The organism is Nostoc sp. (assembly GCF_036916655.1).
Taxonomy (GTDB): domain Bacteria; phylum Cyanobacteriota; class Cyanobacteriia; order Cyanobacteriales; family Nostocaceae; genus Nostoc.
Map to the genome: position 1 here is coordinate 91,525 of NZ_JBALFY010000024.1, position 23,919 is coordinate 115,443.

General features: G+C 41.6%; 25 protein-coding genes, 2 pseudogenes and 1 riboswitch. Of the genes and pseudogenes, 11 read left to right on the forward strand and 16 right to left on the reverse strand.

Features of this window, described 5'->3' with window-relative positions; genetic code table 11:
- Positions 1-21 precede the first annotated feature (21 nt).
- The 4 genes from V7L31_RS06825 to pheT form a co-directional block, all read right to left on the reverse strand.
- Positions 22-816, reverse strand: coding sequence for a Tab2/Atab2 family RNA-binding protein (locus tag V7L31_RS06825; protein WP_334695539.1), 795 nt, complete (start codon positions 814-816; stop codon positions 22-24).
- Positions 817-900: 84 nt separating this feature from the next.
- Positions 901-1,170, reverse strand: coding sequence for a YciI family protein (locus V7L31_RS06830; RefSeq protein WP_334695540.1), 270 nt, complete (start codon positions 1,168-1,170; stop codon positions 901-903).
- Positions 1,171-1,185: 15 nt separating this feature from the next.
- Positions 1,186-1,581, reverse strand: a complete 396-nt coding sequence (locus V7L31_RS06835) for a hypothetical protein (protein WP_334695541.1) — start codon at positions 1,579-1,581, stop codon at positions 1,186-1,188.
- 121 nt (positions 1,582-1,702) lie between these two features.
- The gene (gene pheT, locus V7L31_RS06840; protein WP_334695542.1) at positions 1,703-4,153 is read right to left on the reverse strand and encodes a phenylalanine--tRNA ligase subunit beta; all 2,451 of its coding nucleotides are present in this window, start codon (positions 4,151-4,153) and stop codon (positions 1,703-1,705) included.
- 60 nt (positions 4,154-4,213) lie between these two features.
- On the opposite strand from pheT, the gene V7L31_RS06845 reads away from it, so the two are divergent.
- Together V7L31_RS06845 and V7L31_RS06850 are read left to right on the forward strand one after the other, a co-directional pair.
- Positions 4,214-4,591: a hypothetical protein gene (locus tag V7L31_RS06845; protein ID WP_334695543.1), complete on the forward strand. Its 378-nt coding sequence runs from the start codon at positions 4,214-4,216 to the stop codon at positions 4,589-4,591.
- Between the two features lie 110 nt (positions 4,592-4,701).
- Positions 4,702-4,956 (forward strand): annotated as a pseudogene (locus V7L31_RS06850) (ATP-binding cassette domain-containing protein); the annotation flags it as partial.
- A 149-nt stretch (positions 4,957-5,105) separates the two neighbouring features.
- Here V7L31_RS06850 and V7L31_RS06855 read toward each other — a convergent pair.
- Genes V7L31_RS06855 through V7L31_RS06870 form a run of 4 tightly spaced genes read right to left on the reverse strand, consistent with a single transcriptional unit; the run spans position 5,106 to position 7,791 of the window.
- The gene (locus tag V7L31_RS06855) at positions 5,106-5,939 is read right to left on the reverse strand and encodes an energy-coupling factor ABC transporter ATP-binding protein (RefSeq protein WP_334695544.1); all 834 of its coding nucleotides are present in this window, start codon (positions 5,937-5,939) and stop codon (positions 5,106-5,108) included.
- The gene (gene cbiQ, locus V7L31_RS06860) at positions 5,914-6,726 is read right to left on the reverse strand and encodes a cobalt ECF transporter T component CbiQ (RefSeq protein WP_334695545.1); all 813 of its coding nucleotides are present in this window, start codon (positions 6,724-6,726) and stop codon (positions 5,914-5,916) included. The genes V7L31_RS06855 and cbiQ overlap by 26 nt, the downstream gene beginning before the upstream one ends.
- Positions 6,723-7,025, reverse strand: a complete 303-nt coding sequence (locus tag V7L31_RS06865; RefSeq protein ID WP_334695546.1) for an energy-coupling factor ABC transporter substrate-binding protein — start codon at positions 7,023-7,025, stop codon at positions 6,723-6,725. Before V7L31_RS06865 ends, cbiQ begins: the two co-directional genes overlap by 4 nt.
- On the reverse strand, positions 7,012-7,791 hold the full coding sequence (locus V7L31_RS06870; protein ID WP_334695547.1) for an energy-coupling factor ABC transporter permease: 780 nt from the start codon (positions 7,789-7,791) through the stop codon (positions 7,012-7,014). Before V7L31_RS06870 ends, V7L31_RS06865 begins: the two co-directional genes overlap by 14 nt.
- A 26-nt stretch (positions 7,792-7,817) precedes the next feature.
- A riboswitch (cobalamin riboswitch) is annotated at positions 7,818-7,956 on the reverse strand.
- Between the two features lie 149 nt (positions 7,957-8,105).
- Here V7L31_RS06870 and V7L31_RS06875 point away from each other — a divergent pair.
- The 4 genes from V7L31_RS06875 (at position 8,106) to V7L31_RS06890 (ending at position 10,752) form a co-directional block, all read left to right on the forward strand.
- Positions 8,106-8,426: a 2Fe-2S iron-sulfur cluster-binding protein gene (locus V7L31_RS06875; RefSeq protein ID WP_334695548.1), complete on the forward strand. Its 321-nt coding sequence runs from the start codon at positions 8,106-8,108 to the stop codon at positions 8,424-8,426.
- 332 nt (positions 8,427-8,758) lie between these two features.
- Entirely contained in the window at positions 8,759-8,938 is a 180-nt protein-coding gene (locus tag V7L31_RS06880; protein WP_334695549.1) for a hypothetical protein, read from the forward strand.
- 117 nt (positions 8,939-9,055) lie between these two features.
- Entirely contained in the window at positions 9,056-10,111 is a 1,056-nt protein-coding gene (locus V7L31_RS06885; RefSeq protein ID WP_334695550.1) for a DUF3326 domain-containing protein, read from the forward strand.
- A gap of 44 nt (positions 10,112-10,155) precedes the next feature.
- Positions 10,156-10,752: a CPBP family intramembrane glutamic endopeptidase gene (locus tag V7L31_RS06890; protein WP_334695551.1), complete on the forward strand. Its 597-nt coding sequence runs from the start codon at positions 10,156-10,158 to the stop codon at positions 10,750-10,752.
- A gap of 238 nt (positions 10,753-10,990) precedes the next feature.
- Here V7L31_RS06890 and V7L31_RS06895 read toward each other — a convergent pair whose 3' ends face one another.
- The gene (locus V7L31_RS06895) at positions 10,991-11,626 is read right to left on the reverse strand and encodes an HAD-IA family hydrolase (protein ID WP_334695579.1); all 636 of its coding nucleotides are present in this window, start codon (positions 11,624-11,626) and stop codon (positions 10,991-10,993) included.
- A pseudogene (queG, locus tag V7L31_RS06900) lies at positions 11,601-12,574 on the reverse strand (tRNA epoxyqueuosine(34) reductase QueG). The gene V7L31_RS06895 and the pseudogene queG overlap by 26 nt, the downstream one beginning before the upstream one ends.
- Before the next feature lie 221 nt (positions 12,575-12,795).
- Here queG and V7L31_RS06905 point away from each other — a divergent pair.
- Positions 12,796-13,227 carry a ketosteroid isomerase family protein gene (locus V7L31_RS06905; protein WP_334695552.1) on the forward strand — a complete coding sequence of 144 codons (432 nt, stop codon included), beginning with the start codon at positions 12,796-12,798 and terminating at the stop codon, positions 13,225-13,227.
- Positions 13,228-13,572: 345 nt separating this feature from the next.
- On the opposite strand, the gene V7L31_RS06910 is transcribed toward V7L31_RS06905, so the two are convergent.
- The 3 genes from V7L31_RS06910 to V7L31_RS06920 form a co-directional block, all read right to left on the reverse strand.
- The gene (locus V7L31_RS06910) at positions 13,573-13,998 is read right to left on the reverse strand and encodes an ATP-binding protein (protein WP_179065960.1); all 426 of its coding nucleotides are present in this window, start codon (positions 13,996-13,998) and stop codon (positions 13,573-13,575) included.
- Between the two features lie 3 nt (positions 13,999-14,001).
- Positions 14,002-15,675, reverse strand: a complete 1,674-nt coding sequence (locus V7L31_RS06915) for a SpoIIE family protein phosphatase (protein WP_334695553.1) — start codon at positions 15,673-15,675, stop codon at positions 14,002-14,004.
- Between the two features lie 164 nt (positions 15,676-15,839).
- Complete coding sequence (locus V7L31_RS06920) at positions 15,840-16,559, reverse strand: response regulator transcription factor (protein ID WP_334695554.1); 720 nt, start codon at positions 16,557-16,559, stop codon at positions 15,840-15,842.
- Positions 16,560-16,889: 330 nt separating this feature from the next.
- On the opposite strand from V7L31_RS06920, the gene V7L31_RS06925 reads away from it, so the two are divergent.
- Both V7L31_RS06925 and ftsE read left to right on the forward strand, forming a co-directional pair.
- Positions 16,890-17,654, forward strand: a complete 765-nt coding sequence (locus V7L31_RS06925) for a WecB/TagA/CpsF family glycosyltransferase (RefSeq protein WP_334695555.1) — start codon at positions 16,890-16,892, stop codon at positions 17,652-17,654.
- Positions 17,655-17,839: 185 nt separating this feature from the next.
- The gene (gene ftsE / locus V7L31_RS06930) at positions 17,840-18,586 is read left to right on the forward strand and encodes a cell division ATP-binding protein FtsE (RefSeq protein WP_334695556.1); all 747 of its coding nucleotides are present in this window, start codon (positions 17,840-17,842) and stop codon (positions 18,584-18,586) included.
- Positions 18,587-18,694: 108 nt separating this feature from the next.
- Here ftsE and V7L31_RS06935 read toward each other — a convergent pair whose 3' ends face one another.
- Together V7L31_RS06935 and V7L31_RS06940 are read right to left on the reverse strand one after the other, a co-directional pair.
- A complete protein-coding gene (locus tag V7L31_RS06935) occupies positions 18,695-19,492 on the reverse strand; it encodes an armadillo-type fold-containing protein (protein WP_334695557.1) in 798 nt (265 codons plus the stop codon).
- Between the two features lie 279 nt (positions 19,493-19,771).
- Positions 19,772-20,356: a hypothetical protein gene (locus V7L31_RS06940; protein WP_334695558.1), complete on the reverse strand. Its 585-nt coding sequence runs from the start codon at positions 20,354-20,356 to the stop codon at positions 19,772-19,774.
- A gap of 532 nt (positions 20,357-20,888) precedes the next feature.
- Here V7L31_RS06940 and V7L31_RS06945 point away from each other — a divergent pair.
- Positions 20,889-21,785 carry an alpha/beta fold hydrolase gene (locus V7L31_RS06945; protein ID WP_292841158.1) on the forward strand — a complete coding sequence of 299 codons (897 nt, stop codon included), beginning with the start codon at positions 20,889-20,891 and terminating at the stop codon, positions 21,783-21,785.
- A 290-nt stretch (positions 21,786-22,075) separates the two neighbouring features.
- Here V7L31_RS06945 and V7L31_RS06950 read toward each other — a convergent pair whose 3' ends face one another.
- The gene (locus V7L31_RS06950) at positions 22,076-22,609 is read right to left on the reverse strand and encodes a DUF4330 domain-containing protein (protein ID WP_179065968.1); all 534 of its coding nucleotides are present in this window, start codon (positions 22,607-22,609) and stop codon (positions 22,076-22,078) included.
- A gap of 393 nt (positions 22,610-23,002) precedes the next feature.
- On the opposite strand from V7L31_RS06950, the gene V7L31_RS06955 reads away from it, so the two are divergent.
- A complete protein-coding gene (locus V7L31_RS06955) occupies positions 23,003-23,866 on the forward strand; it encodes a M48 family metallopeptidase (protein ID WP_179065969.1) in 864 nt (287 codons plus the stop codon).
- Positions 23,867-23,919: the final 53 nt, after the last annotated feature.

The window sequence follows — 23,919 nt, forward strand, 5'->3', positions numbered from 1 at the left end:
ATATATTTTTGGCAATTAATATCAATTTTCTATCTGCAATAACCAAAAACCGCTATAAGTCATCCCAGAATCATCAGGTTGCACTAACAAAAAATGCAATCCTCGGCTTTGCTTTTTGCGTTGTTCAAATGCTTGGGCTGCTGTTGTAACTTCTGGATCTTCAAATGTGGCAACAATCCACCTATCGACTAAACCAGCTTCTAATATTAAGCCATCTGGTGCGCCAGAGATATAGTTTAATGCTACAGAACGGGCTTGCTGCAACCACCGTGCTAAACGCATTGATTGCCGTCCACCATAAATTACGACACCAGGGACGGGTAATGTTGACGCTAAACCCAAATTGATGGGTTTGAGATGTTCTGGAATGTGCAAAATGGGAATGGGGCGATCGCTAAATCTCGTTTCTACATCACTAGCAGCTAGAGTTGCAAAACGCCATTGCTCTCCCCAGAGATTTTCTGGTAATGGTGCTGGGGGCGGTTTATCTAGGGTTGAGGGATATTGCTTTTCTTGTAACCACTGCTTTAACGCCAAGGTGTGGCGGGTAGGTTCGACATTTATACTTAAGTTGCGTCCAGCCGCCTCAATTAAACTGAGAGACTGAGGACGAAACACCTGAATCACATCTGGCAATTTTTCACCAGCAGCTAACTCAAGTTGAGTAGCAACCCAATTAGAATTTGCTGCTGACTGGAGACAGGTAGCTTCGTATTTAAAACTGCGAGTTGCATCACAAATCAACAACTCCCAGAAAACTTGTCCAGACGCATCTTGTGAGGGACGACGATAAAAATCAACTTGCCAAATTTTCATTATGTGGGGAGTGGGGAGGGGGATGAGGGGGATGAGGGAGAAATAACCAATACCCCATCCCATACCTAATGACTAATGACTAATTTAAAAAGCTTGAATCCATTCTTTGATAGAATATTCAGTCCAGATGCCATTTTTCCAGTAAGGATCGTTTTCAATTAACTGGCGCACAGTGGCTTCGTCTTCGGCTTCATAAATTCCAAAAACTTTTGTGACATCCTTGGTGGGGCCGAGAGTAATCAGCACACCGGATTCTTTCTGTTTTGCTAACCCGTCTAAATGATCTTGACGGTGGGGGACGCGTTTTTCGAGAACGTCTTCGCAGTAAGTTCCCCAAAGTATATATTTAGTCATAATTGCTTGTTACTCCTACTGGTTAATAAGATATTGCTCTGCTAAAAGCTTGAGTCGCTCTCCTTCTAAAATGAGATTATCAATTGCTTCTTTGATTTCAAGATATGGCTGACGAGAGATTATTTTTTCTCGTTCAATTGCACGTCGAGTTTCTGCCCTCAACCTTCCAGCCCACTTGTGTTTCCCAAAAATGTCCAAGCCAACTGACACAATACTATCTGTACCAGATTGACTTGCTTCCTGATTAATATTACGTATATTTACATTAACCTCCTTTTTAGTCGCTCTGAGTTGCTTTTGTAATAGAGAAATTTGTTTAACCTGTAGTTTGACTGATTTAGGATTATCAAGTGTGAGAGACATCTGTGATTGCATCTGCTGAATTTGTTGAGTTATTTCCAGCGTGTTCATAATATGCCCCAATCTAAAATTGAAAATTTTTGGCTAGTCTTTACAGAAGAATTTGAGGCAGAGCCTCAAATAAAGTATTCCCAGGTTGAACCTGGGAACTAGACCAAAAAACTCCTAAATCCTAACTCCTCAAATTGACGCCAAATTTTTCCACCAAAGCTTCGCGGACTTTATTGTGTACTGGTTCAACTTCAGCCTCCGTCAGAGTGCGATCGCTAGCCCGATAAATTAACCGGAATGCTAAACTCCGCTGTCCTTCAGGGACATTTTCACCCCGATATTGATCAAATAATTCCACCGATTCGAGCAAATCTTTACCCGCTTTGGTAATTACTTTTTCAATTTCGGAAACTGAGATTTTCACAGGTGCGAAAAAGGCGATGTCGCGATCGCTAGCCGGATAGGTAGAATAGGGCTGGAATGTCTGGACAAGAATTTCATCTTGTTCTAGTGAATCTAAAAGTACATCTAGATCCAATTGGAAAACGTAAACGGAATCTGGTAAACCTTTTTCTCGTCGTAATTGGGGATGGAGTTGCCCAAAAATACCCAGTCTATTACCCCGAATCCACAGAGAAGCGGTGCGCCCTGGATGTAAGCGTTCGTCGCGGCGATCGGGTTGAAATTCGATTTCCAAGCTAAGTTGCCGAAATACACTTTCTAAAATGCCTTTGGCTTCAAACCAGGTGATAGGTTCTTCGCGTCCACTTTTTGACCATTTGCCAAGGGTGCGATCGCCTCCCACAATCCCCGCCAGAGCTTCTGTTTCTTGCAAACCGTCTTCTTCTTGCCAGAAAATCTGCCCGATTTCAAAACCGTTCAGCGCCCCATTACCCTGCTCTAAATTATATTGAAAGGCATCAATTAACCCCGATATCAAATCGGTTCGCAGCGCCGAATATTCGACAAATAAGGGGTTTGACAGTACTATATTTCTGTCTTCTCCTGGTTTGACTAAAGAATAGTGGATTAATTCTGTCAATCCTTCAGCCCGCAGGAAAGCTCGTAATTTGCGAACCAGTTCTTGATCTAAAGGCAGATAACCCGCTTCCGATTTTTCTGGTAAAGTATCGCAGAATTTGTTGTAGCCATAGAGACGGGCGATTTCTTCAATTAAATCAATTTCTCGCTCTAAGTCGCGGTAACGATAAGGTGGGACGGAAACAGACCACGTAGGTTGATGGCTGCTATCTTCTCCTGAAGAAGTTAACTGACACCCCAATGCAGTCAGGATGCGCTCAACATCTTGTTTTTGTAGTTCGCCTGTATCTTCTTCTAATTCGATGGGCCCCAATATCTGATTAACTCGGTCTAAACGCAGGGCGATAGAACGACTCCAGGTAGAAGGATCGGGGCGGGTGTCGGCAATTTCTTGCTGGACTATAATTCCACTAGCCAATTCGCTAATTAAGGATAAGGCGCGGCGATTAGCTATTTCCAACTCAGCGCGGTTAACTCCCCGTTCATATCTGCCAGAAGCCTCACTTCTTAACCCAACACTCCTCGAAGAACGGCGAATTGCCACGGAATCAAATAACGCTGCTTCTAAAACTAGGCTTTGAGTACCTTGATGAACTTCTGTTTCTTCCCCACCCATGACTCCCGCCAGTGCAACGGGTTTGTCGTTAGCGGTAATTAACAAATTTTGGGATGCTAGGGTGCGAGTTTGTCCATCTAGGGTTTTGAGGAATTCTCCATTATTAGCGAAGCGAACGCCAATGGTTAAATTTTCGCTACTTGCAACAGATTGTAGGCGATCGCGGTCAAAGGCGTGCAGTGGTTGTCCCCATTCCAACAAAACGTAATTAGTAATATCCACAACATTACTGATGGGACGTACCCCAGCCGCCCTTAAACGCTGTTGCAACCATTCGGGAGATGGAGAAATTTTCACCTGTTCAATTACCGTACCGATGTATGCAGGAGAAGCTTGGGTATCGGCAATTTTTAAAGTTAAATTTCCGGCATTTTTAGGAATCGAGACTTCACCAGGTTCAGGAATGCTCAACTTTCCACCAGTTAAAGCTGCTACTTCTCTGGCTACGCCTACCATACTCAACGCATCAGCGCGATTGGCAGTTGCCGTAAGGTCTAAAATTACATCATCTAAACCCAACAACGGACGCACATCACTACCCAATGGTAGATTTTCCTGAGTAAAAATATGAATTCCGTCTACATCGGTGGGCAAACCAAGTTCCTTTAAAGAACAAATCATGCCCTGAGATGGGACACCACGTAGTTTTGCAGGTTTAATTTTTAAATCGATTTTGGGTAAGTAAGTACCCGTAGTTGCCACTGGGACATAAATATCTGCCTTCACATTGGCAGCGCCACAGACAATATTTAAAGTTTCACCTGCACCGATATCCACTTGGCAAACACTTAATTTATCGGCATTGGGATGGGGTTGACGCTCAAGCACTCTGCCGATAACCACGCCATTTGCCCAAGTGCGGCGATCTTCAATTTCTTCTACCTCAAACCCTGCCATTGTGAGGGTTTCAGCTAAGTCTTCTGGACTAAGTTTTATCTCTACTAGTTCGCGCAGCCAATTTAGAGAAATACGCATGGAGTGTGCTTGTTTTAGGAATCGTCTTTTGTTCTCATTTTAGGGTGCAATAAGCGCTAGATGGCTATTCGTACCGCAAGGCGTACCCTTTCACTTGAACAATCCTACTACGTTAGACTGGCAGAACAATCTCTCATGCTCATCTTTTCTTGTCGTTTTGGCTCGACCACCGGGTTTTTGTTCTGGAATCATATCACTCATAAATTCATATTGAACACGGGTCAGATTGCTGGGGTATGCTTTACTCATGTTGCTCTCTCAGTGCTGTCTACTATCTATTCACAGCGTATACTGAGAGAGCTTTTTTACCATCTCTCCGATTTTTCAAACAGCCTTTTAGCATTGTTTGCAGATTTGTTTTCTGCTGTCACCGTTTTAATTGGAACTCCTGTTGTCACTTGGGTAATTCTGCGGCGTAATCCCCAAAAGGCTTTTTAAGATTTTTGAAACGCAGAGGTACGCGTTCGCAGAGCGTCCCATAGGAAGGTAAGCGCAGAGGTACGCAAAGTGTTTTTAAGGTTAATTCGCTATGAATTATTATTCTGATAATGAGTAACTCGATTTTAACAACTCATAACTTGACTATTAGTTATAAAACATCCCGAAAAACTGTTCGGTGTGTTGCATCGGATATTTCTGTATCTCTGCAAGCTGGGTAACTTGTATGCTTACTTGGCCCCAATGGTGCGCGTAAATCTACATTACTGCGATCGCTCGTCGGAATGCAACGCCCAATCGATGGTGAAGTGCGACTCTTAGGCGAAAATATTTACAAGTTAGCACCACAAGAATTAGCCAAACGTCGTAGAAGTAATATCACACTCTAAGTTTTTGTGCAAAATCAGAAACAATAAGACTGTGTACACTAATAATTCATTGGATGAAATTATTAAATCTTTAAATTCTTTATAAAAGCATTTTCCTTAATTTTTTGAATTATCTAACTATATAATTAGGAAAAATTACGAAATCGCTCTAATATCAGTTGTCGCACTCTTTCTATAACTACTCTCTCCTCAGCAGATAGCCCATCAAATAGCATCTCATATATCAATGGTACGCCCAACTCTAACTCTGATAAAAGTGTACGCTGGCTAAATACATCTTGTGGTTTACCTTCTAGCATCAGCCGCCCTTTATCCATAACAAAAACCCAATCTGCCCACCGATAAACTAAATCTAAATCATGGGTTGCCATCAACAAAGTGGTTCCATCTTGATGAATTTTTTTCATGGTTGCTATCAAGTTACGAGTATGTTTTATATCTAAATATGCAGTTGGCTCATCTAACACCAATAGTTCTGGTTGTAGCACCATCACATCTGCTATGGAAACTCGCTTTTTTTGTCCTAAACTCAGATGATGCACTGGTCTTTCTGCTAAAGCAGTCAGTTCAAATTCAACTAATGCTTGTTCTACTCGTTCTTTAATTTCTGGTTCTGGTAAACCTAAATTACACAAACCGTAAGATATATCTTCTTCAACAGTAGAAGCTACTAATTGTTGTTCTGGGTCTTGAAATACTAGTCCAATTTTTTGCCGTAATTTACCTAGATAATTCCGATTATAACTTAATGGTTCACCACGCCAACGGACAACGCCAGAATCAGGTTTATATAAACCGTTAGCTAATAGAAATAGTGTTGTTTTACCACAACCATTCTGACCAATTAATGCACACTTTTTACCAGATGGAATCTTCAGTGTTAGACCATTCAAAGCTGATTCCTGTGCGCCTGAATAGGTGTAATATACCTGCTCAAATTCTAGTAAATATTCCTGCATTTCGCCAAAACTCTAATCCTATTAATCCTACACAACCGCAAATCGCTTCGATGATATATCGTGCTTGGGGACGATAGCGACGAGGATACCAAACTCGAAATTCACTTACAAAACCCCGTGCTTGCAATCCGAGAGAGAACTGACTATATTTTTGTAAAGTTCGCTGTAATAATTGTCCGATTAGTAGTGCTAAACTTTTCATCCCACTTCGCCAAGTACGGTAGCCACCACGAGAATTTTGTGCTGTCCACAATTCATTGGCTGTGTTCAGCAGGATGAAAATAAACCGATACATTAATAATAATAAATCGGTTAAAAGCACTGGAAATCCTAAGTGACGCAGAGTTTGTAAAATTTCAGTAAAAGGGACAGTTAGCATGAGAAAATATAGGCAAGAAACAGAGGCTAATGCTCTAGTTAAAATTCCCAATGCTTGGATGCTGCCACTATGGCTGATATAAATATAGAAGTGTCCAAGAGTGAGTCCATACCAGGAATCTAATTGTACCCTTGGCAAATCATTAATCGCAACTCCATTCACCATTAATGCTGGTAAACTCGTCAAACAAAAAACTATGGTGAACATTAACAACCGAAAATAAACACCAGCCGGAATTCTTGCATAAATAACTGTCCAAATACCCATCCAAACCGCTATTAAAATTTGCACTAGCGGATGGGTAGCAAGGGAAATAGCAAGAGTAGTAAATGCAAAAATTAGTTTATGTTCTGGTGGCAATCTTCGCAATCGATTGGTATAAGCTAAAGTGTCTATTTGCAGGCTCATTCTTCACGTTTTTGTTGTTGGGAACGTCCTTTATACAACCCAATCGCATAACCGACTACTCCCGCACCCAAAGCTGCTTGCGAAGCAAATAATAAGCTTTCTATTTCACTACTAGCTGGTTCAAAAAATGATTTAAACCAGGGTTTATATCCTGGTTGTATTTCAGTAATTGCTTTTTCTGCTTTGTCATCGGAACCGGTAAATTCGCCACCACGCACAAATATTAACGGTGCAACTGCTAAGGCTAATACAGCTACTACCAATAGCCAGTTACTCAACCCTTTTTTAGATTGACTCATTTCCTTGGGGTTCCCGTTTGATTAATTTCAGCAATTCTAATTCTTGAGGATTATAAGATTGCAGCCAGTTCCACACCAACACAGTTAGCAATCCTTCACTAATTGCTAAGGGAACTTGAGTTATAGCAAAAATTCCGGCGAATTTGATAAATGAAGCGATAAATCCGCCAACAGGTGCAGGAAAAGCTAAGGCGAGTTGGATAGAAGTGATAACGTAAGTGAGTAAATCTGCGATCGCAGCTGCTAGAAAAATGGCGATTTTTTGCTTACCACCCAACTTTATTGTCAGATTATATATCCAGTAAGCTGCAAATGGGCCAGCGATCGCCATCGAAAAAGCATTTGCCCCCAGCGTCGTCAAGCCGCCATGCGCCAGTAACAAAGCTTGAAACAACAATACTAAGCTACCTAAAACCGTCATGGTGAGAGGGCCAAATAGCACCGCACCTAATCCCGTCCCTGTTGGATGAGAACAGCTACCTGTCACAGAAGGGATTTTCAATGCTGACAGCACGAAAGTAAAAGCACCAGCCAAACCCAGCAGTAGTTTCAGTTCCGGGTTAGCTTGGGTAATGCGAGTCAGACTACACAATCCTAGTAGAAAAAACGGTAATGCCACAATCCACCAAAAAATTGCCCACTGCACTGGTAAAAAACCTTCCATAATGTGCATAGCGTAGGCGGGTTTGGGTAAACCAACTACTAGATAAAAACTAATAACTGCCATCAGGGTTAGACTGACTAACGCCTGTTTTTTTCTGTTCATAATCTGTACCTCGCAGATTTATGTAAACGCATTGATTCTAACCGGCGGGCATCCTGACTCACCAATTTTGGTTTACAGTTGCGGGACAGCGCCGGATTTACACCGGACTTTCCCCCTTGCGTCCGATGGCTGCTCCCCATCAGAACCGATTAGAGTAACTATATCACCAGTACTAAATTTTTATAGTAAAATGTTCAGAATTAGTTGCTAAAAGTATCACTCTTTAAGCTAAATTTTTATATTAACATCTGGATATTTTTAACTAATTCAGATAAACTAATAAGTTTGTCCGTAGGATCGCACTTCCTTTGTATATGTCAAAAACTTACACCGTAGAAATTAATCATCAAGGCAAAATTCATACTTTGCAAGTTCCCGAAGATGAAACGATCTTATCAGTTGCCGAGGCTGCTGGTTTGGAGTTACCCAGTTCTTGCAATGCTGGTGTTTGCACAACTTGCGCCGGTCAACTATCTGAGGGAACTGTAGATCAAACTGATGGTATGGGCGTAAGTCCAGATTTACAAAAGCAAGGTTACCTATTGCTTTGTGTTGCCAAACCCCTTTCTGATTTGAAACTTGAGACAGAAAAGGAAGACATTGTTTATCAGTTACAATTTGGCAAAGGGAAATAATCAACGAACAGTTATCAGTATATCGGATGATTATTCATCACTGAGTAACTGTTCAAGAACATAACAAAATATCATAAATATCATAAATAACATAAATGTTTCATCGCAGTTGACAGAAAACGACTCATGATACAAGCCCCTAAATTTATTTATGGAGAAGCAAAAAAATGTATTTTTAGACGCACAGCGCAAGAAATACTACGTCCTTGTTTCAAGTCCCTAAATTTCTTTATGGGGATTGTAATTTTTAATTTTTAATTTTTAATTTTTAATTCCCCAAAGGGGTTGACATCAGCTATTCTAGAAACTACAAATCAACAGGATTTACCAAAATGACGACTCATTTTATTACCGCAGAAATTGATTTACAAGAAACTCCCGCAGAATTACTAGAAGTAATTGAAACAGAGTTGAAGAAACAAGGCGAACCCTTGCGTTGGGCAGTTACCTCTGTGGACGTTGACGAACAAAAAGCGACAGTTGAAGCTGTGGTGACAAACAGTGCCCAGTAGTGAGTGGTGAGTGCTAAGTGCTGAGTTATAAATCAAAAGCCATTAAAAACTAACTCCCAATTACCAATACTCAACTTTACAACTTCCAACTCTCAACTCCTAACTCAGCACTCAATTATGTACACAGCTATCTTAATTGTACCAACTGGCGTTGGGGCTGCCATTGGGGGTTATGCAGGAGATGCTTTGCCTGTTGCTAGAGTTCTAGCACAGGTTTGCGATCGCCTCATAACTCATCCCAATGTCCTCAATGGCGCAAGTTTATATTGGAATCTCCCTAACGCTTTCTATGTTGAAGGTTACGGACTTGACAAATTCGCATCTGGATGCTGGGGTTTGCGTCCAGTCCGTAGCAACAGAGTAGGTTTGCTTTTAGACCAAGCTCTTGAGCCAGAGTTACGGCTACGACATATACAAGCCGCCGATGCAGTTAGAGCCACTCTCGGATTGACTTTAACAGATTATGTAATTACAGATGCACCATTAAATGTAGAATTACGGACTACAGCATCGGGAGCGAGTTGGGGAACAATTGGCAACCCAGATAGCTTGTTACGGGCAGCTGAAATATTAATCAAAAAAGCGGGGGCAGATGCGATCGCAGTTGTTGCCCGTTTCCCCGATGATATGGATGAGGAGGCAGTACAAAAATACCGCCACGGTGAAGGCGTAGATCCTTTAGCGGGCGCAGAAGCCGTAATTAGCCATTTGCTAGTGCGAACCTTTCAAATTCCTTGCGCCCATTCTCCCGCACTTTTGAGCGCACCTCCCGAACCTGATTTATCTCCCCGTTCAGCTGCCGAAGAATTGGGCTATACCTTTTTGCCCTGTGTCCTTGTAGGATTAAGTCGTGCCCCACAATTTATAATAGAAAAAAGAGCGATTGCATCAAAGAAAGAAGATATTTGGGTAGATGAAGTAGATGCTGCGATCGTACCTGCAACTGCCTGTGGTAGCAGTGCCTTACTGAGTTTAAGTCAAAGACGATGCCAAATAATTACAGTCGAAGAAAATAAAACTCTGATAAAAGTTCCTCCCCAGCCGTTGGGGATCAAATCTATACAGGTAAACTCATATTTAGAAGCAGTGGGTGTATTAGTAGCACACAAAGCAGGCATCAACCCTTCTGCTCTCCGTCCTAAATTATTACCTTTGCAGTCAATTAGTCATTAGTCATTCTCCCCCCTGCCTCCCCTGCCCTCTCCCCTTAAAAACCCGTGGTTGAACAACAAAAGCAAGAGCCAGAAATTCCATACCTGACGCGCATCCAAATACTTGGGGCGATGGGAGCGACTGCAATCATTTTGTTGATAGTCGCCAAACTCTCGTTATATTTTGGCAACTTTTCCCTATTTTCTTGGGACTTGAACCAAAGAGAGTTGCTGTTGGGCATAGGGCTAGGGTTTGTCATCACTGCGTTAAGTGGCTTAACTTACCGCCTATGGAGTGCCTATCGTAAAAGTGCAGATTATTACCTAGAAGTGGTGCTGAAGCCTTTAGCTTTACCAGATTTAATCTGGCTGGGGTTACTACCGGGGTTAAGCGAAGAATTATTATTTCGAGGTGTGATGCTGCCAGCTTTAGGCTCTGATCTTACAGCCGTAATTGTATCGAGTCTTTGCTTTGGCATCTTGCATTTTAGCGGCTCGCAACAATGGCCTTATGTGATTTGGGCAACAATTGTCGGCATCATATTGGCATATAGCGCCCTGCTCACGGGCAACTTATTAGTACCAATTGTCGCTCATATTATTACCAATTGGATTTCTAGTTATTTCTGGAAAATGTGGCAATTGTCGGCAATTAAAAAGTGAAGGATTTTCAGTACTAAATCAATCTGCCAAAAGTTTCTTTTTGCTTAACTGTTGGCTTCGTCGCCTGCCAGAGAATAAATTCTGTGGCTAATAGCTTAAGTCTACTGAAGTAGACTGGAGACTTTTAGTCATCTTCAGATGACTTTAGCTATGAGGCGGGAATTTCAATTTCCGGCGGACAATGCCCCCACACCTTGCGATGTAATCTTGTACCTCATCTGAATGGTAAGCGCTATAATTAACCACTATTCATCACTTCTAGTAATTCACTAGGTCGCTCAATTAAATAATCTGGATTTTGCTTGGCGAGTACTTCTGCTGAGTTAAAGCCCCAAGTAACTGCAATCACTTGGATATTGGCTTTCTTTGATGCTTCTATATCTCTGGTTTCATCTCCAACATAAATAACTTCTTGCGGTTTGAGTTGCTTTTGCCGCAATACATTATTAATAATCGTTGTTTTGCCAAAAATTGTAATTCCTGAGTAGATAAAATCAAATAGATGATTTAAATCATTGATTGTGAGGAATTGCGTAACATTTTCTTTAGAATTAGAAGTGATAATACCTAGTTTATATCCTTGATTTTGGAGTTCTGTTAATGCTTCTTTAATTCCTGGAATTGGCTTTAATTCTGGAATTTTGTTTTTTAATTCTCCTTTAACTTTTTTAACTAGAAAAGGTATTTTAAATAGAGAAACTCCAGAGTACTTAATAATTTCCCTAGATGTTAAGTTCTTGAGAAAGGCTAATTGTTCTGGATGTATATGTCTATAACCAAAGTCTAAAGCTAGACGATTAGCAATACTTACAAGCGCATCTACTGTATCAGCAATAGTGCCATCAAAATCAAAAATAATTACTTTCGGGGTCATTCTTTGTCTAGATGCGTCAAGATTAGCTAGGGCGTTTCGTCGTAACATTTCTGGCTTAATCCGCCGCAAGGCAGATGCTCGAAATTGTTTATCCCACTCCCGATCTGAGATTTGGGCTAATTCTAGCAGCTTGGGAGCAATATTCCCAGGATAGGGCTGAAACTCTGCAATATCAGTTGTTTGGGCAAAACGTTGATTCCAAGGACAAACATCTTGGCAAATATCACAGCCAGCAACCCAGCCTTGCAAATGAGGTGTGATTGTCTGTGGCAATTCCTCGGCGCGATTTTCAATGGTATGATAGGCAATGCAGCGATTAGCATCTACAACAAAAGGCTGAGTAATTGCACCTGTAGGACAAGCCTGAAGACAACGAGTACAGCTACCACAGTGTTCTGTATGCGGGCGATCGCTCTCTAATTCCAAGTTGGTCAATACTTCTCCTAAAAATACCCAAGATCCATATTGCCGTGTAATAACATTACCATTCTTGGCAATCCAACCAATTCCGGCTTGTTGAGCCAATACTTTATCTTGCACTGGGCCGGTATCTGCATAATAAGTAGCTCTTACGGCGGCATCAAGAGATTCTAGCCACATAGATAACTGCTTAAGTTTTTTATGCATCACCTTATGGTAATCTCTTCCCCAACCATAACGGGAAATTTTGGCGTATTCCTCACTTTCAGGACGTTGATGTGGTGTGTAGTAATTCAGCGCCACACACACTAGCGATCGCACTTCTGGCATCACTAAGCGGATATCCTGACGCTTTGGGTTAGCCATCCATTTCATATCGGCGTGATAACCCAGTTCAATCCATGCTTGTAACCTCTGCGCTTCTGTGGCATCTACCCTATCTACAGCAGCAATTCCAACTTTGTGAAAGCCCAACTCGCTGGCTTTTTCTTTCACCAGACTGCTGCTTGTTACGGAATAGTGATTCATTTTTTTATTTGGATTTTGCCTAACCAAAGGCGATTTTAGTCTACATTATGTAGTCAATACTTTTGATTAAGATTTATTACTTCCTTTACATATAGCCACTCTTAAGACTTCCATCGTGGGGAAGATTTACCAATATGTAGCAATCTATCTCAACAGCAGCTTTCTTTTCACATATTTTTGTACTGAAATTAATATTTAGTTAACATAATACAGGTAATTTTATGACTTCTGCTGAATTTATATCCCCAGCGCAATTGAAAGCTGAATTCCAGATTCAGGGAATTACAGAAGCAACTGTACTGCGTTATTTTGAAACCTTAAATGCAGGCGAATTTGAAGCGACTGCTGCCTTATTTGCGGTAGATGGTGTGATGCGTCCACCATTTGAATCTGATATTGTGGGGGCAGATGCGATCGCAGCCTATTTAAAACAAGAAGGTCAAGGCGTTAAAGCTTACCCCAACTCAGGAATAGCCGAGACTTTAGAAAATGCTACGATCCAAATCCAGATCGGAGGCAAAGCACAAACTTCGTGGTGTAGTGTGAATGTATTGTGGCTATTTATCCTCAATCAACAACACCAAATTTCATATACTAGAATCAAACTTTTAGCTTCCCCCAAAGAGTTAATTTCTTTACGTCGTGAAAAATAGCAAATAAGCTGCTGCATATTTAAATTGCATATACTGGGCGGGCAAGATGCCCACCCCACAATAGTTATATTCAATTTGATTATGCAAATTAGATATTTTTTAGCTTATTAACTTAAGCGCTATTTTTTTGCTTGTCACGCCAGTAGGAGGCAAGAGGAATCCCCATTAAAAAGTAATGAGTTTTAACGTGTCGAATATTCAGATACTAGCGGACTCGCTTTGCGCGTTGTTATCACCCAGTCAAACGAAACTTATAGCTTTATTCTGACTCCTGTTAGCGATAGCGGGGCGTTTAGCCCATTCTGAATTCTGAAATAAAATGACTTGAAAAATAGTAACTTTCGTTTATTGGACTAATTCAGGTAAAGTAGCTTCTAACTTGAGACAGTTAGCACCATTAATCTGCAACTTGTAATCGACTTTATCCATAAGACGATTCATAATCAGCCAACCATAACCACCTTCTTGTTTTTCCATAGGATTTGGAGCGTAGTAATTAGACATATCAAAACCTTCGCCGTAGTCCCAAATTTCTAGGGCAAGATCCCGATCTTGCACTTCCAAACGTAGTAAAATCGGTAAATTTGGTTTATCCCTGTGAGCATGACGGACTGCATTTGAATAGGCTTCCACTAAAGCCAGTCTCAAACGACTTGATTGCCGCGACCAATCCACAGATTCTCCTAGTTGAATTTTCAAACATCCCAGCAACCAGTTTTCGACAATATTCAGAAAATTCAAGTCACTTGGTACATGAAGCTCACTTTTCATGACTTACAAAATCTCCAGCGAAAGTATAGTTTGATCGTCTTCTTGAACGTGATTATCTGCCTGGATGCGAGCTAGTAAATGGTTAAGAGAAAGTGGTTGTTGCTCTTGTTGTAGGAGTTGCCAAAGACCATCTTGATTCAGCATAGAACGGTTCTCTGGTTCAACCCCAGGCACAGTTTTTACTGATGAATCAGGACTACTTGATACCATTGCTTCTGTAATTCCATCGCTGGCTAGTAACAATGTGTCTCCAGTAGCGAGAACCAAGCGACCCGATTGTGCCTGCCACTTCGGCAAGATCCCCAAAGGAACGCTACGGACTTTGAGGTAATTGGGATTGTCGGCTAAAGTCGAACCGCGTGACCATAATAGTGGATAGATATGACCGGCATTAGTGTACACGAGTTCCTTTGTGCTAGGGGTATAACAAGCTAACACAAGAGTGATAAAATAATTGTTGCTAATTAAATCTTCGCTGAGAGCGTGGTTGAGGTTCTCCATGACCACATTCGGCTCTGCTGGCGTTTCTTGAGATAATTCTCGGCGCAAAACTGAAATAATACTAGCCATAAATAAAGCTGCTGGGACGCCCTTGCCAGAAACGTCACCCACCGCCAACCACAAATCGCCTTTGGGATGGACAAACACTTCAAAAAAATCGCCTCCCACTTCCCGCGCCGGATAGCAGCAAGCTTGCACCTTCACCCCTTTGATGTCAGGTAAAGTTTGGCGTAGCAAATTGTATTGAATTTGGCGAGCCACTTCTAACTCAGTGTGAATCTGCTGTTGTTTTTCTTGGAGGCGCTGGTAGAGTTTTGCTTGAGAAAGGGCCAAGGCTGCTTGTTCGGCAACACCTGCAATCAGTTGGATGTCTTCATCCTCCCAAGGGCGATCACCTCCCCATTGGTGCAGGGCCAGCACAGCTAATAGATGCTGCTGATAGCTCAGTGGTACAACCAGATGGTGACAAGGATTACCGTCGTATACATCTTGAGCAAGTTGATAATGTCGGGTTTCCAGGACTTTTTCGATTAAAATACTGGGGTCAAACAAACAATCAGATACAGGAGATTTGGGATCGTGGTAGAAGAACTTGTCTTGTATCAGGCGATCGCCCTCTACTGGTCTGAGTAAGCAACTGGTAGCTTCAAATGCTTCTCCAATAGTTGCGACAATTTTTTGTAGCATACTGTCGTAGTCTAAAGACTCCCGAATTGCCGTTGTCACCGCATTCACCAAGGATTCTCGCCGTAGGGCCCGACGTAACTCTTGGGTGCGCTTCTTAACTAGGCGATATGTATCAGTAGCTTGCTCAACTAAGCCCCGAAGCCGTTCAGGATTCCAGGGTTTAGTAATGTACTTGAATACCTGACCAGAGTTAATCGCATCAACCAAATCTTCGACATCAGTAAAACCAGTTAACAAAATCCGAATCGTGTCTGGAAAGCGTTCTACGGTGCGACTAAAAAATTCAGTCCCATTCATTTCTGGCATTCTTTGGTCAGAAATAATCACCGCCATCTCGCCAAATTGATCTAAGATTTCCATAGCGCCAAAGGCATGATTGGCTTTATATACTTGAAAATCTCGCCTAAAAGTGCGGTAGAGTAAATCTAAGTTATCCGGCTCATCATCTACCACCATGAGCTTAAGTTTTTCCGCCCCATTCTCAGCCATATTTGACTTTTTTTTTCACATATTTGAATGGCGAGATAGTATGATGTTTATCCCACCTGATAAATAACAGAAAATCAGAGAAGCCATTCACTTTGAAAATATAACTTTCTCAAAGTTGTAAGTTTCCCTTGATTATCCTCAATTGTTCCACACCAAAATTAAATTTATCCAACTAACCCAGAACGCAAGGCGCGGACTGCTGCTTGGGTACGGTCATCGGCACATAGCTTATTCAAAATATTGCGAACGTGAGTTTTAACAGTGCCAACTGTGATGTAAAGTCTTTCCGCAATTACTGCATTACTACAACCTTCGACAATCAACTGTAACACTTCCAATTCCCTTTCTGTCAGGGTGTAAGGTTGAATTCCTTCCAGATTCTCAAGAGAATCAGGGTTAGAGGCAATAGTTTTAGTACCAACAAAAGCCGATTCCAACTTTTGGGGATTTTGTTGCGCTTGTTGTAATACAATCCGAGCGATCGCTGGATCGATCCAGGCGTTGCCATTGTAAGTTACTCGTACTGCTTCCAGCAAATTATCAAATTTGATATCTTTCATACAGTAAGAGTCTGCACCAGCAGCAAAAGCAGCCAACACGGCTTCTTTGTTATCCCGCAGCGTCAAAATTAAAACTTTTGTAAGTAGCTGCTGCCCATTAGTAGTAGATTTTACCTCCCGTGTTAACTCAATGCCATCCTTATCTGGTAAACCAATATCTACAATGGCAATATCTGGTCGTACCATTTTTAACATCTTTAGCCCTTCAGCAGCATTGGCAGCTTCACCTACAACTTCAATTTCATCCTTTTGCTGTAGTGCTGTCCGAATACCTACACGAGTTAGGTCATGATCTTCAATTAAAGCGATACGAATTTTACTCATAGCCAACTTCAGCCCGTTACACTACCTTAACCATAAAGTCGAGTTTTGTGACATACTCCCACACTAACCGCAAGTAGTATAGTGGGGACTTCTGTTCCCGGAACCAGAGTTGTGAGTCGAGCGTTTTATACTGAGTGAATATTACACTTTAACAATAAAAGTTGGACTGGTTCAGCCCAAGTACAAGCGCCCAAAACTAATTAGTTTAATTATGCTTTCTATTCTTGCAGGACAATGGGGTGTCAATCCTTGTCAAAGTTCTAATATAAAAAATTTGATAAACTTAACATTCATGCAAAATCTGGTGTGAGGATTACTCAATAATCGGCTATGTCTAACGGCAATCAAGCATTTTCAGTGTTGGGAATACCAGTTCATGTGATGGCTAACTATCCAGGCTGGTTGTTAGAATGCCTGCGTGCAGGCAAAGGAACTCATGTAGTAACGCTCAATGCAGAAATGACTATGCAGGCAGAGCGAAATCAATTATTAGCTCAGGTCATTAAAAATGCTGAACTCGTGATTCCAGATGGAGCCGGGGTTGTTCTGTATTTACGCTGGCTGTTATGGCAAAAAGTGCAGCGTTTTCCAGGGATTGAATTAGCAGAAAAGCTTTTGCAAGAACTTGGGCAACAGAAGACAGGAGCAAAGATATTTTTCTATGGAGGAGCGCCTGGAGTCGCTGCAAAAACGGCAGATTTTTGGCAGCAGCAAATTCCAGATTTAAGTATAGTAGGCACTCACTCAGGCTACCATTCTCCAGAAGAAGAAGCGCAATTACGACAAACTCTTGCTCAATTGCAGCCACAAGTGATTTTTGTCGGTTTGGGAGTGCCACGTCAAGAATTATGGATTGCCGAAAACCGCCATTTGTGTCCTCAAGCAATTTGGATTGGTGTTGGTGGCAGTTTTGATATTTGGTCAGGAAGCAAAACTCGCGCTCCCGCCTGGTTAGGAAATAATAATTTGGAATGGTTGTATCGCCTTTATCAAGAACCTTGGCGCTGGCGGCGGATGTTGGCTTTGCCGGCATTTGCAGTGAAAGCGTTTGTTTATCGTTTGACTGCAAGGGGTGCAATTAGTTCTGAATTCTGAGTTCTGAATTCTGAGTTCTGAATTCTGAGTGTTCTTACTTAGTTAGTATTAAGGTCTTCAAAAAGTTTTAAATTTTCTTTGTTGAATTTAAATTCCCAGGCGAAACCTGGGAATCCTTATTTTGAGAAGAATGTCACATCTGAGACACCAAGCTGTTCGGTTGTGGGTATGAGGAAAATTTAACAATGCCAGTATTAACAACTCAAGTTAAGAAAGACAAATCCCTTCATAGAGAAGATAGTAAAACTCAACAGCACGGTGGTAATAGTACTGCAAAGGTGCTATTACAATCTGTAACCAAGACTTATGCTAACGGCACTCATGCCTTGTTGAATGCGAATCTTGAAGTGAAAAAGGGAGAATTTCTGTTTATTACAGGGCCAAGTGGTTCTGGTAAATCAACGCTCTTAAAATTGCTCTATGGCCAGGAGTTGCCTACACAGGGAGAAGTAATTGTTGATGAATGTAATGTAGCGGATTTGCGGGGCGATCGCTTGTCATTATTGCGGCGACGGATTGGTATTGTATTTCAAGACTACAAACTCATTACCCAACGAACAGTAGCAGAAAATGTCACTTTTGTGCTGCAAGCTCAAGGATATACCCGTAAAGAAATTCAACGACGTTTAGAACCAACCTTAAAGCTGGTAGGTTTACTGAGTAAAGCTGACTGCTTTCCAGATCAGTTGTCTGGGGGAGAGCAACAGCGGGTGAGTATTGCCCGTGCGATCGTTGGTACACCACCGCTACTGTTAGCGGATGAGCCTACTGGAAATCTCGATCCAGATAATTCCTGGCAAGTGATCCAGATTCTCCAGAAGTTAAATTCCTTTGGGGCTACGGTAATTGTTACCACCCACGATGAACAATTGGTACGCCGATGCAATCATCCGGTAGTGCAAGTCCGCAATGGAAGGCTGTCTCGAAAATAGTCATTAGTCGCTTGTACTGAGCGTAGTCGTTGGCGCAGTCTCTAGTCTTTCGTAGAGAAGTATTGGTCATTGTTCATTTGCAAAGGACAAAGGACAAATGACAAATAACTAATAAATGTGGTGTTTGACTTTTGCCGATACGGCTGTGAAAGTTGTTGCTGTTTTGGGAGGTAAAACTTGTAGGCGATGGTCTCCGACCGACCGGAGGTCATCACAAGCTTGTAAACTCTTAAAAGCTGCATCTCGAATCGCAACTTCTTCTTCTCGACGAAGTAGGAGTTGCAAGCATTCGACAATATCTTGTTGCACTGAAGAATCAACCCGCTTACGGCTGATCAATTTAGTTAGTTGACGTAGGGCAATCAACCGCTTCAATGGATCTTTTTCTGTTAAATTGACCAATAACTGATCTAGGTGGTCTTCTTGGCGATTTTCATAGAAGTTGACAATTTGCCATACCAATAAAACTAAAGTTAACAGGGTTCCCACACCTTGGGCGATCGCACCAGCAGCAATCCAGTGACTATGAGAGTCAACCCATATTGCCGCTGCCATGTAAGTGCTAACAGTAGCAATACCACCACTGATGACTGCTAAGGCCAAGCGACGATTTGAACTGTTTAAGAAATTACGTATTTTAGACCAGCGTAACTGCCAATTCCACTCCTGCATTGAGTAAACCAATACCATTACCCCAATGCCGATTAAGAGAGCCAATAGCAGTTTCCAGTTCCACAACAACATGGCGATGACGATTGTCAAGAACCCAAGAAAGCCCCCAGGCCCAGAGAAGCGCCTAAATGTTTGCTGCTTTATGGCTCCCTTTGTCTTGAATTTTGTCAGCGACCAGTTCCAGTCGGGGATCTGGTTGATCAATTGCTGCCAAGAAGACGAAGCCTGTGCCACAGTGTTTACCTACTTGATTACGAAATTACTTATTGTATAAGTTTTACTATGGATGAAGAAAGAATGAAGGTTAAAACCACAAAATGTCTGGTTTGATAGACGGACAGTAGACTAGTGCCGCAAGGCGGAATTAAAAATTAAAAATGAATATAGCGTAAGCGTTTCATTGATTTGGAATGAGTGGTTTATTTACGCCGTGTTGTACTAGTACAGCACAGCGCAAACTAAGATACCATTTTCAACGGCTCAGAGCAAGGGCATCTTGTACGTAAGTCTTAATTAAAGACAAAAACAAAAGTTATCAAGGGTGAATTGACCATCAAAAGCACAGAAGGTAACGCTGTAAATGTTATTCACATTGATAGATAATAAGGTATTAGGGGAAATTGCCGAGTCTGAGTTGGCAAGATTAGAGGCTGGTAGTACAGTTTGACCAAGCAGTTGCCCATCGCGATCGTAGGCGGAAAGCACTAGCCGTTGCGAACTAGTGACAAAGGCGCTAACCGAATTAACCGGACGCAAAAAAGTAGCTTCTAAAAATCCGCTTTTGGGCGCTCCCATTAAAACTGTTAGCCCTGAATAGGTTGGAAAGGCTGGATTTGATGGCTGTATTGCTAGAGAATTATGAAAAATAACTCCCCAACCTTCATATTGCCGCTCTACTGCTTCAAAACACTTCAAGTCTTCTAAGTCTAAAGAAATACAAGTAGGTACAGTAACTCTCGCAGCATCAATAGGTAGCTCGACCTGACCACGCCAAGCTGAAGCTTTAATTTCGTTTTGTATACTAAAGTTGTCAAGTGCAAATTTAGCGTCTTCAATCGTTAGTAGTTTATTTGATTGAAGAGTAGCCTGCTTTACCATGACATCCCGCCTTACCATTACTTAGATAATAATCAGATTAGTTATACATTAAATACTATTTTTTCCACATCATATAGAAGTAGGATTAATAGCTTACTAAAACAAGCGTTTTTACTATTGTTGACGCTCAAAATTATTTATCGGTTTTCTGATAGATTACCATAAAAACTTATGCTAAATTCAGGCTTGAGTGATACTAGCTACCATGAAAAAGCCTTATAAAACAGTATTTTCAACGTTAAGTTGCTTTTTGTCATGAAAAAAAATCACCCAATCTTTACAAGTAATCTAGTAATTTTATATCTACTTAATCTGACTGTGGCAAGAAGTCTTAGGTGATTGGTTCGTAGATAATAACAATGACCACGAAGTTTGAACTAAACACGTAAACATCCAAAGTGACTAAAGAAGAGGCGGGGAAGAAAGATGCGTAGATATAGAGAAATAATCAAATATTTTCTTTGTATCCCTGCATCCCAAGTTTCTTTTTTCACTTATGCCAACTAATCACTACAGTTAACAAAGAATACTTATGTTTCAACCACTGGGATTTGAACAACGCTCCATAAATACCTCACTAGGTAGGACGGTATATTATACTGCTGCTGGAGCGCCTTGGGAGGGCGATGTGACTGCCAAAGACGATCGAGAAACTTTGGTATTTCTGCACGGCTTTGGTGGTGGATCTTCTGCTTATGAGTGGTCGAAAGTTTATCCAGCTTTTGCTGCTGAATATCGGGTGATTGCGCCAGATTTGCTCGGTTGGGGTAGGTCTGAGCATCCGCCACGGAGTTATAAAATTGAAGATTATTTGACGACGATTCGGGAGTTTTTCGAGCAGACTTGTACTGGGCCAGTAACAGCGATCGCTTCTTCTTTGACCGCAGCATTTACAATTCGAGTAGCAGCAGATCATCCTGATTTATTCAAGTCTTTAATTCTTACCACCCCCGCCGGACTTTCCGACTTTGGCGAAGACTACTCCCGGAGCTTTTTTGCCCAGTTAGTTAGTGTTCCCGTTGTTGATCGTTTACTTTACAGCACTGGAATTGCTACTAGTGGTGGTATTCGCGGTTTCTTAGAGCAACGGCAATTTGCCAAATCCAATCGAGTCTACCAGGAAATTGTAGATGCTTATTTACAATCTGCCCAACAGCCTAATGCTGAGTATGCAGCACTATCCTTTGTACGTGGCGATTTATGCTTTGACTTATCCCTTTACATTCAACAGTTGACGACTCCCACTGCCATTATTTGGGGAAAACAGTCAGAGTTTACAGCGCCTTCAATTGGTCGCCGCCTTGCCGAAATCAATCCCCAAGCAATCCGATTTTTTCAACAGTTGGAAGATGTCGGATTAACACCACAGTTAGAATTGCCAGCAGTGACAATCGGTCTAATTCGCAAATTTTTGCCTCTGCTTAATTAGGGACTTCCAAATAAAAAAATATCCAACTATTTATTGTGGGGTGGGCGTCTCGCCCGCCCTATAGACTGTGCGGGCAAGATACCCACCCCACAAGATTGGATAATTTATTTCTTGGAAGTCCCTTAACAGGATCAAAACTCCCCTCGTGGTTTCAGGGTATATAGTCATCCTGAATTATTGGTGATAAATAAAATCCCCGACTTCTTAAAGAAGTCGGGGAGCTGCGGGTTTTAATTCTCACAAATCAAATAGGATTACTAAAGAAAATAGTATCAAAAAAAGTGAGAGTACTATTTGTCTTTTAATCTAATATCAATGACAGTTGCATTGAAGTTATAGTTAAAGCCTTCTAACTCAAATGGCATCCCAATTTTTACTTTACTGTTACCCAAAACTGGCCCGCTTTCAGTAACTTGGGCTTTGCCATCTAAAGTCAAAAGAAAATCTGTACTATAATTGTTGGTCTTGGGATCTGGAAGTTCTTTGACAGTGCCATCAGGTTGGAAAACATTGACTGTTCTAGGTAGCTGTTGAATAGATTTGATCTCAATCTGTCCGTAGGGTTGGTTGCGGATAATTACATTAGTTTTTCCGCCTTTTTTCAAACCATTATCGATTAATTTTTCTGGGTCACGTACATTCAAACCACGAACTACTAAATCTACTTCAATGGGTACTGTTTTCGCACCAACTTGGGCAACAGAACCAGAAGTGCCAGGAAAGACAAAGATGCCAAATATCACTAGCAGAATTACCAGTGCAGCACCTAAATCTAGGAGGTTTATTTTGCCAAACAACCGACCTTTGGAATCTAAAATAGCCATAAAAACTTTTCCGAGGTAATAGCGAAGTAATTGATTGTAGCAAGAAGGTTTTCGATGGGAACGGCAATTTTCCCTATTTGGTAATAACTCAAAGCATCCGGGGGTTGCGGTTATGCGACAGTTTATCACGAGTTCGTAAGTTCCAAGGAGCGGCAGCTAACCCTCAAACTTTTACTTGTTAAGACTGACGCAGCTAAAAAGTAAAATCTAGTGTTTAAGCCTATCTTTAGAGAGAATCACTAGTCCCCCGCAGTTCGGTAGATTTGCCTAAGAATTATCTGTATAACAACTCCTTTGGGCTGAAGTTAAGAATGCAACTTAGAATACTTTAAATTCGTCTCATAATTTGTCCCATTATTTTATGTTCTCCCGAAATAATCTTCAGAGCGTATTATGTTCAACTGGAAAGGTTTTGTTACAAATTACCGTGTGTGGCGGCGTCGCTGGTTTTATCCCCTAATTTCGGTGGTAGTTGCCTTGAGTCTATGCCTAAGTACACCCTTGCCTGGAAGAACTTTAGATTTCTTGCCTCTTCTACTCCAAGGTTTTCAGGCATTTCAGCTTTCTAATATATCTCCTAATCAAGAAGTTGATCTTGGTAAGCAGATTAATCAGGAATTAGTCAGCAGTCAAGTCCGGCTTTACCGCAATCCCGAAGTTAATCGTTATGTAGAACAAGTTGGTCGGCGTTTAGCAGTAAATAGCGATCGCCCCAATCTCCCCTATACTTTCCAGATAGTTCAGGATGACTCTATTAACGCCTTTGCGACCTTGGGCGGCTATGTATATGTCCACACAGGTTTGCTGAAAACCGCAGACAATGAAGCGGAATTAGCAAGTGTACTCGCCCATGAAATTGGCCACATTGGCGGAAAACACGTAGTCAAGCAGATGCAGCAAAAAGCTCTCGAAAGTGGTCTATTAACAGCTGCCGGCTTAGATCGGAATTCAGCAGTGCAAATTGGTGTACAGTTAGCGCGAGACTTACCACGCAGTCGTCAAAATGAATTTGAGGCCGATCAAAGAGGACTACGAACTTTGACACGTACTGGTTATGCCCAGTCTGCAATGGTCTCTTTCATGCAAAAGCTACTGAAAAAGGGTGGTTCTGCGCCGACATTTTTGAGTACACACCCCGGAACTAGCGATCGCATTGATGCCCTCAGACGTGCAATTAACTCTCAACCTAGTAATGAAAAATATGGCTTGGATAATGCTAGTTATAAAGCTAATATTCGACCATTAGTGGGGTCTTGAGGGAATTGGGAATTGGGCATGGGGATTGGTTATTCCCCTTACCTCCTCTGCCT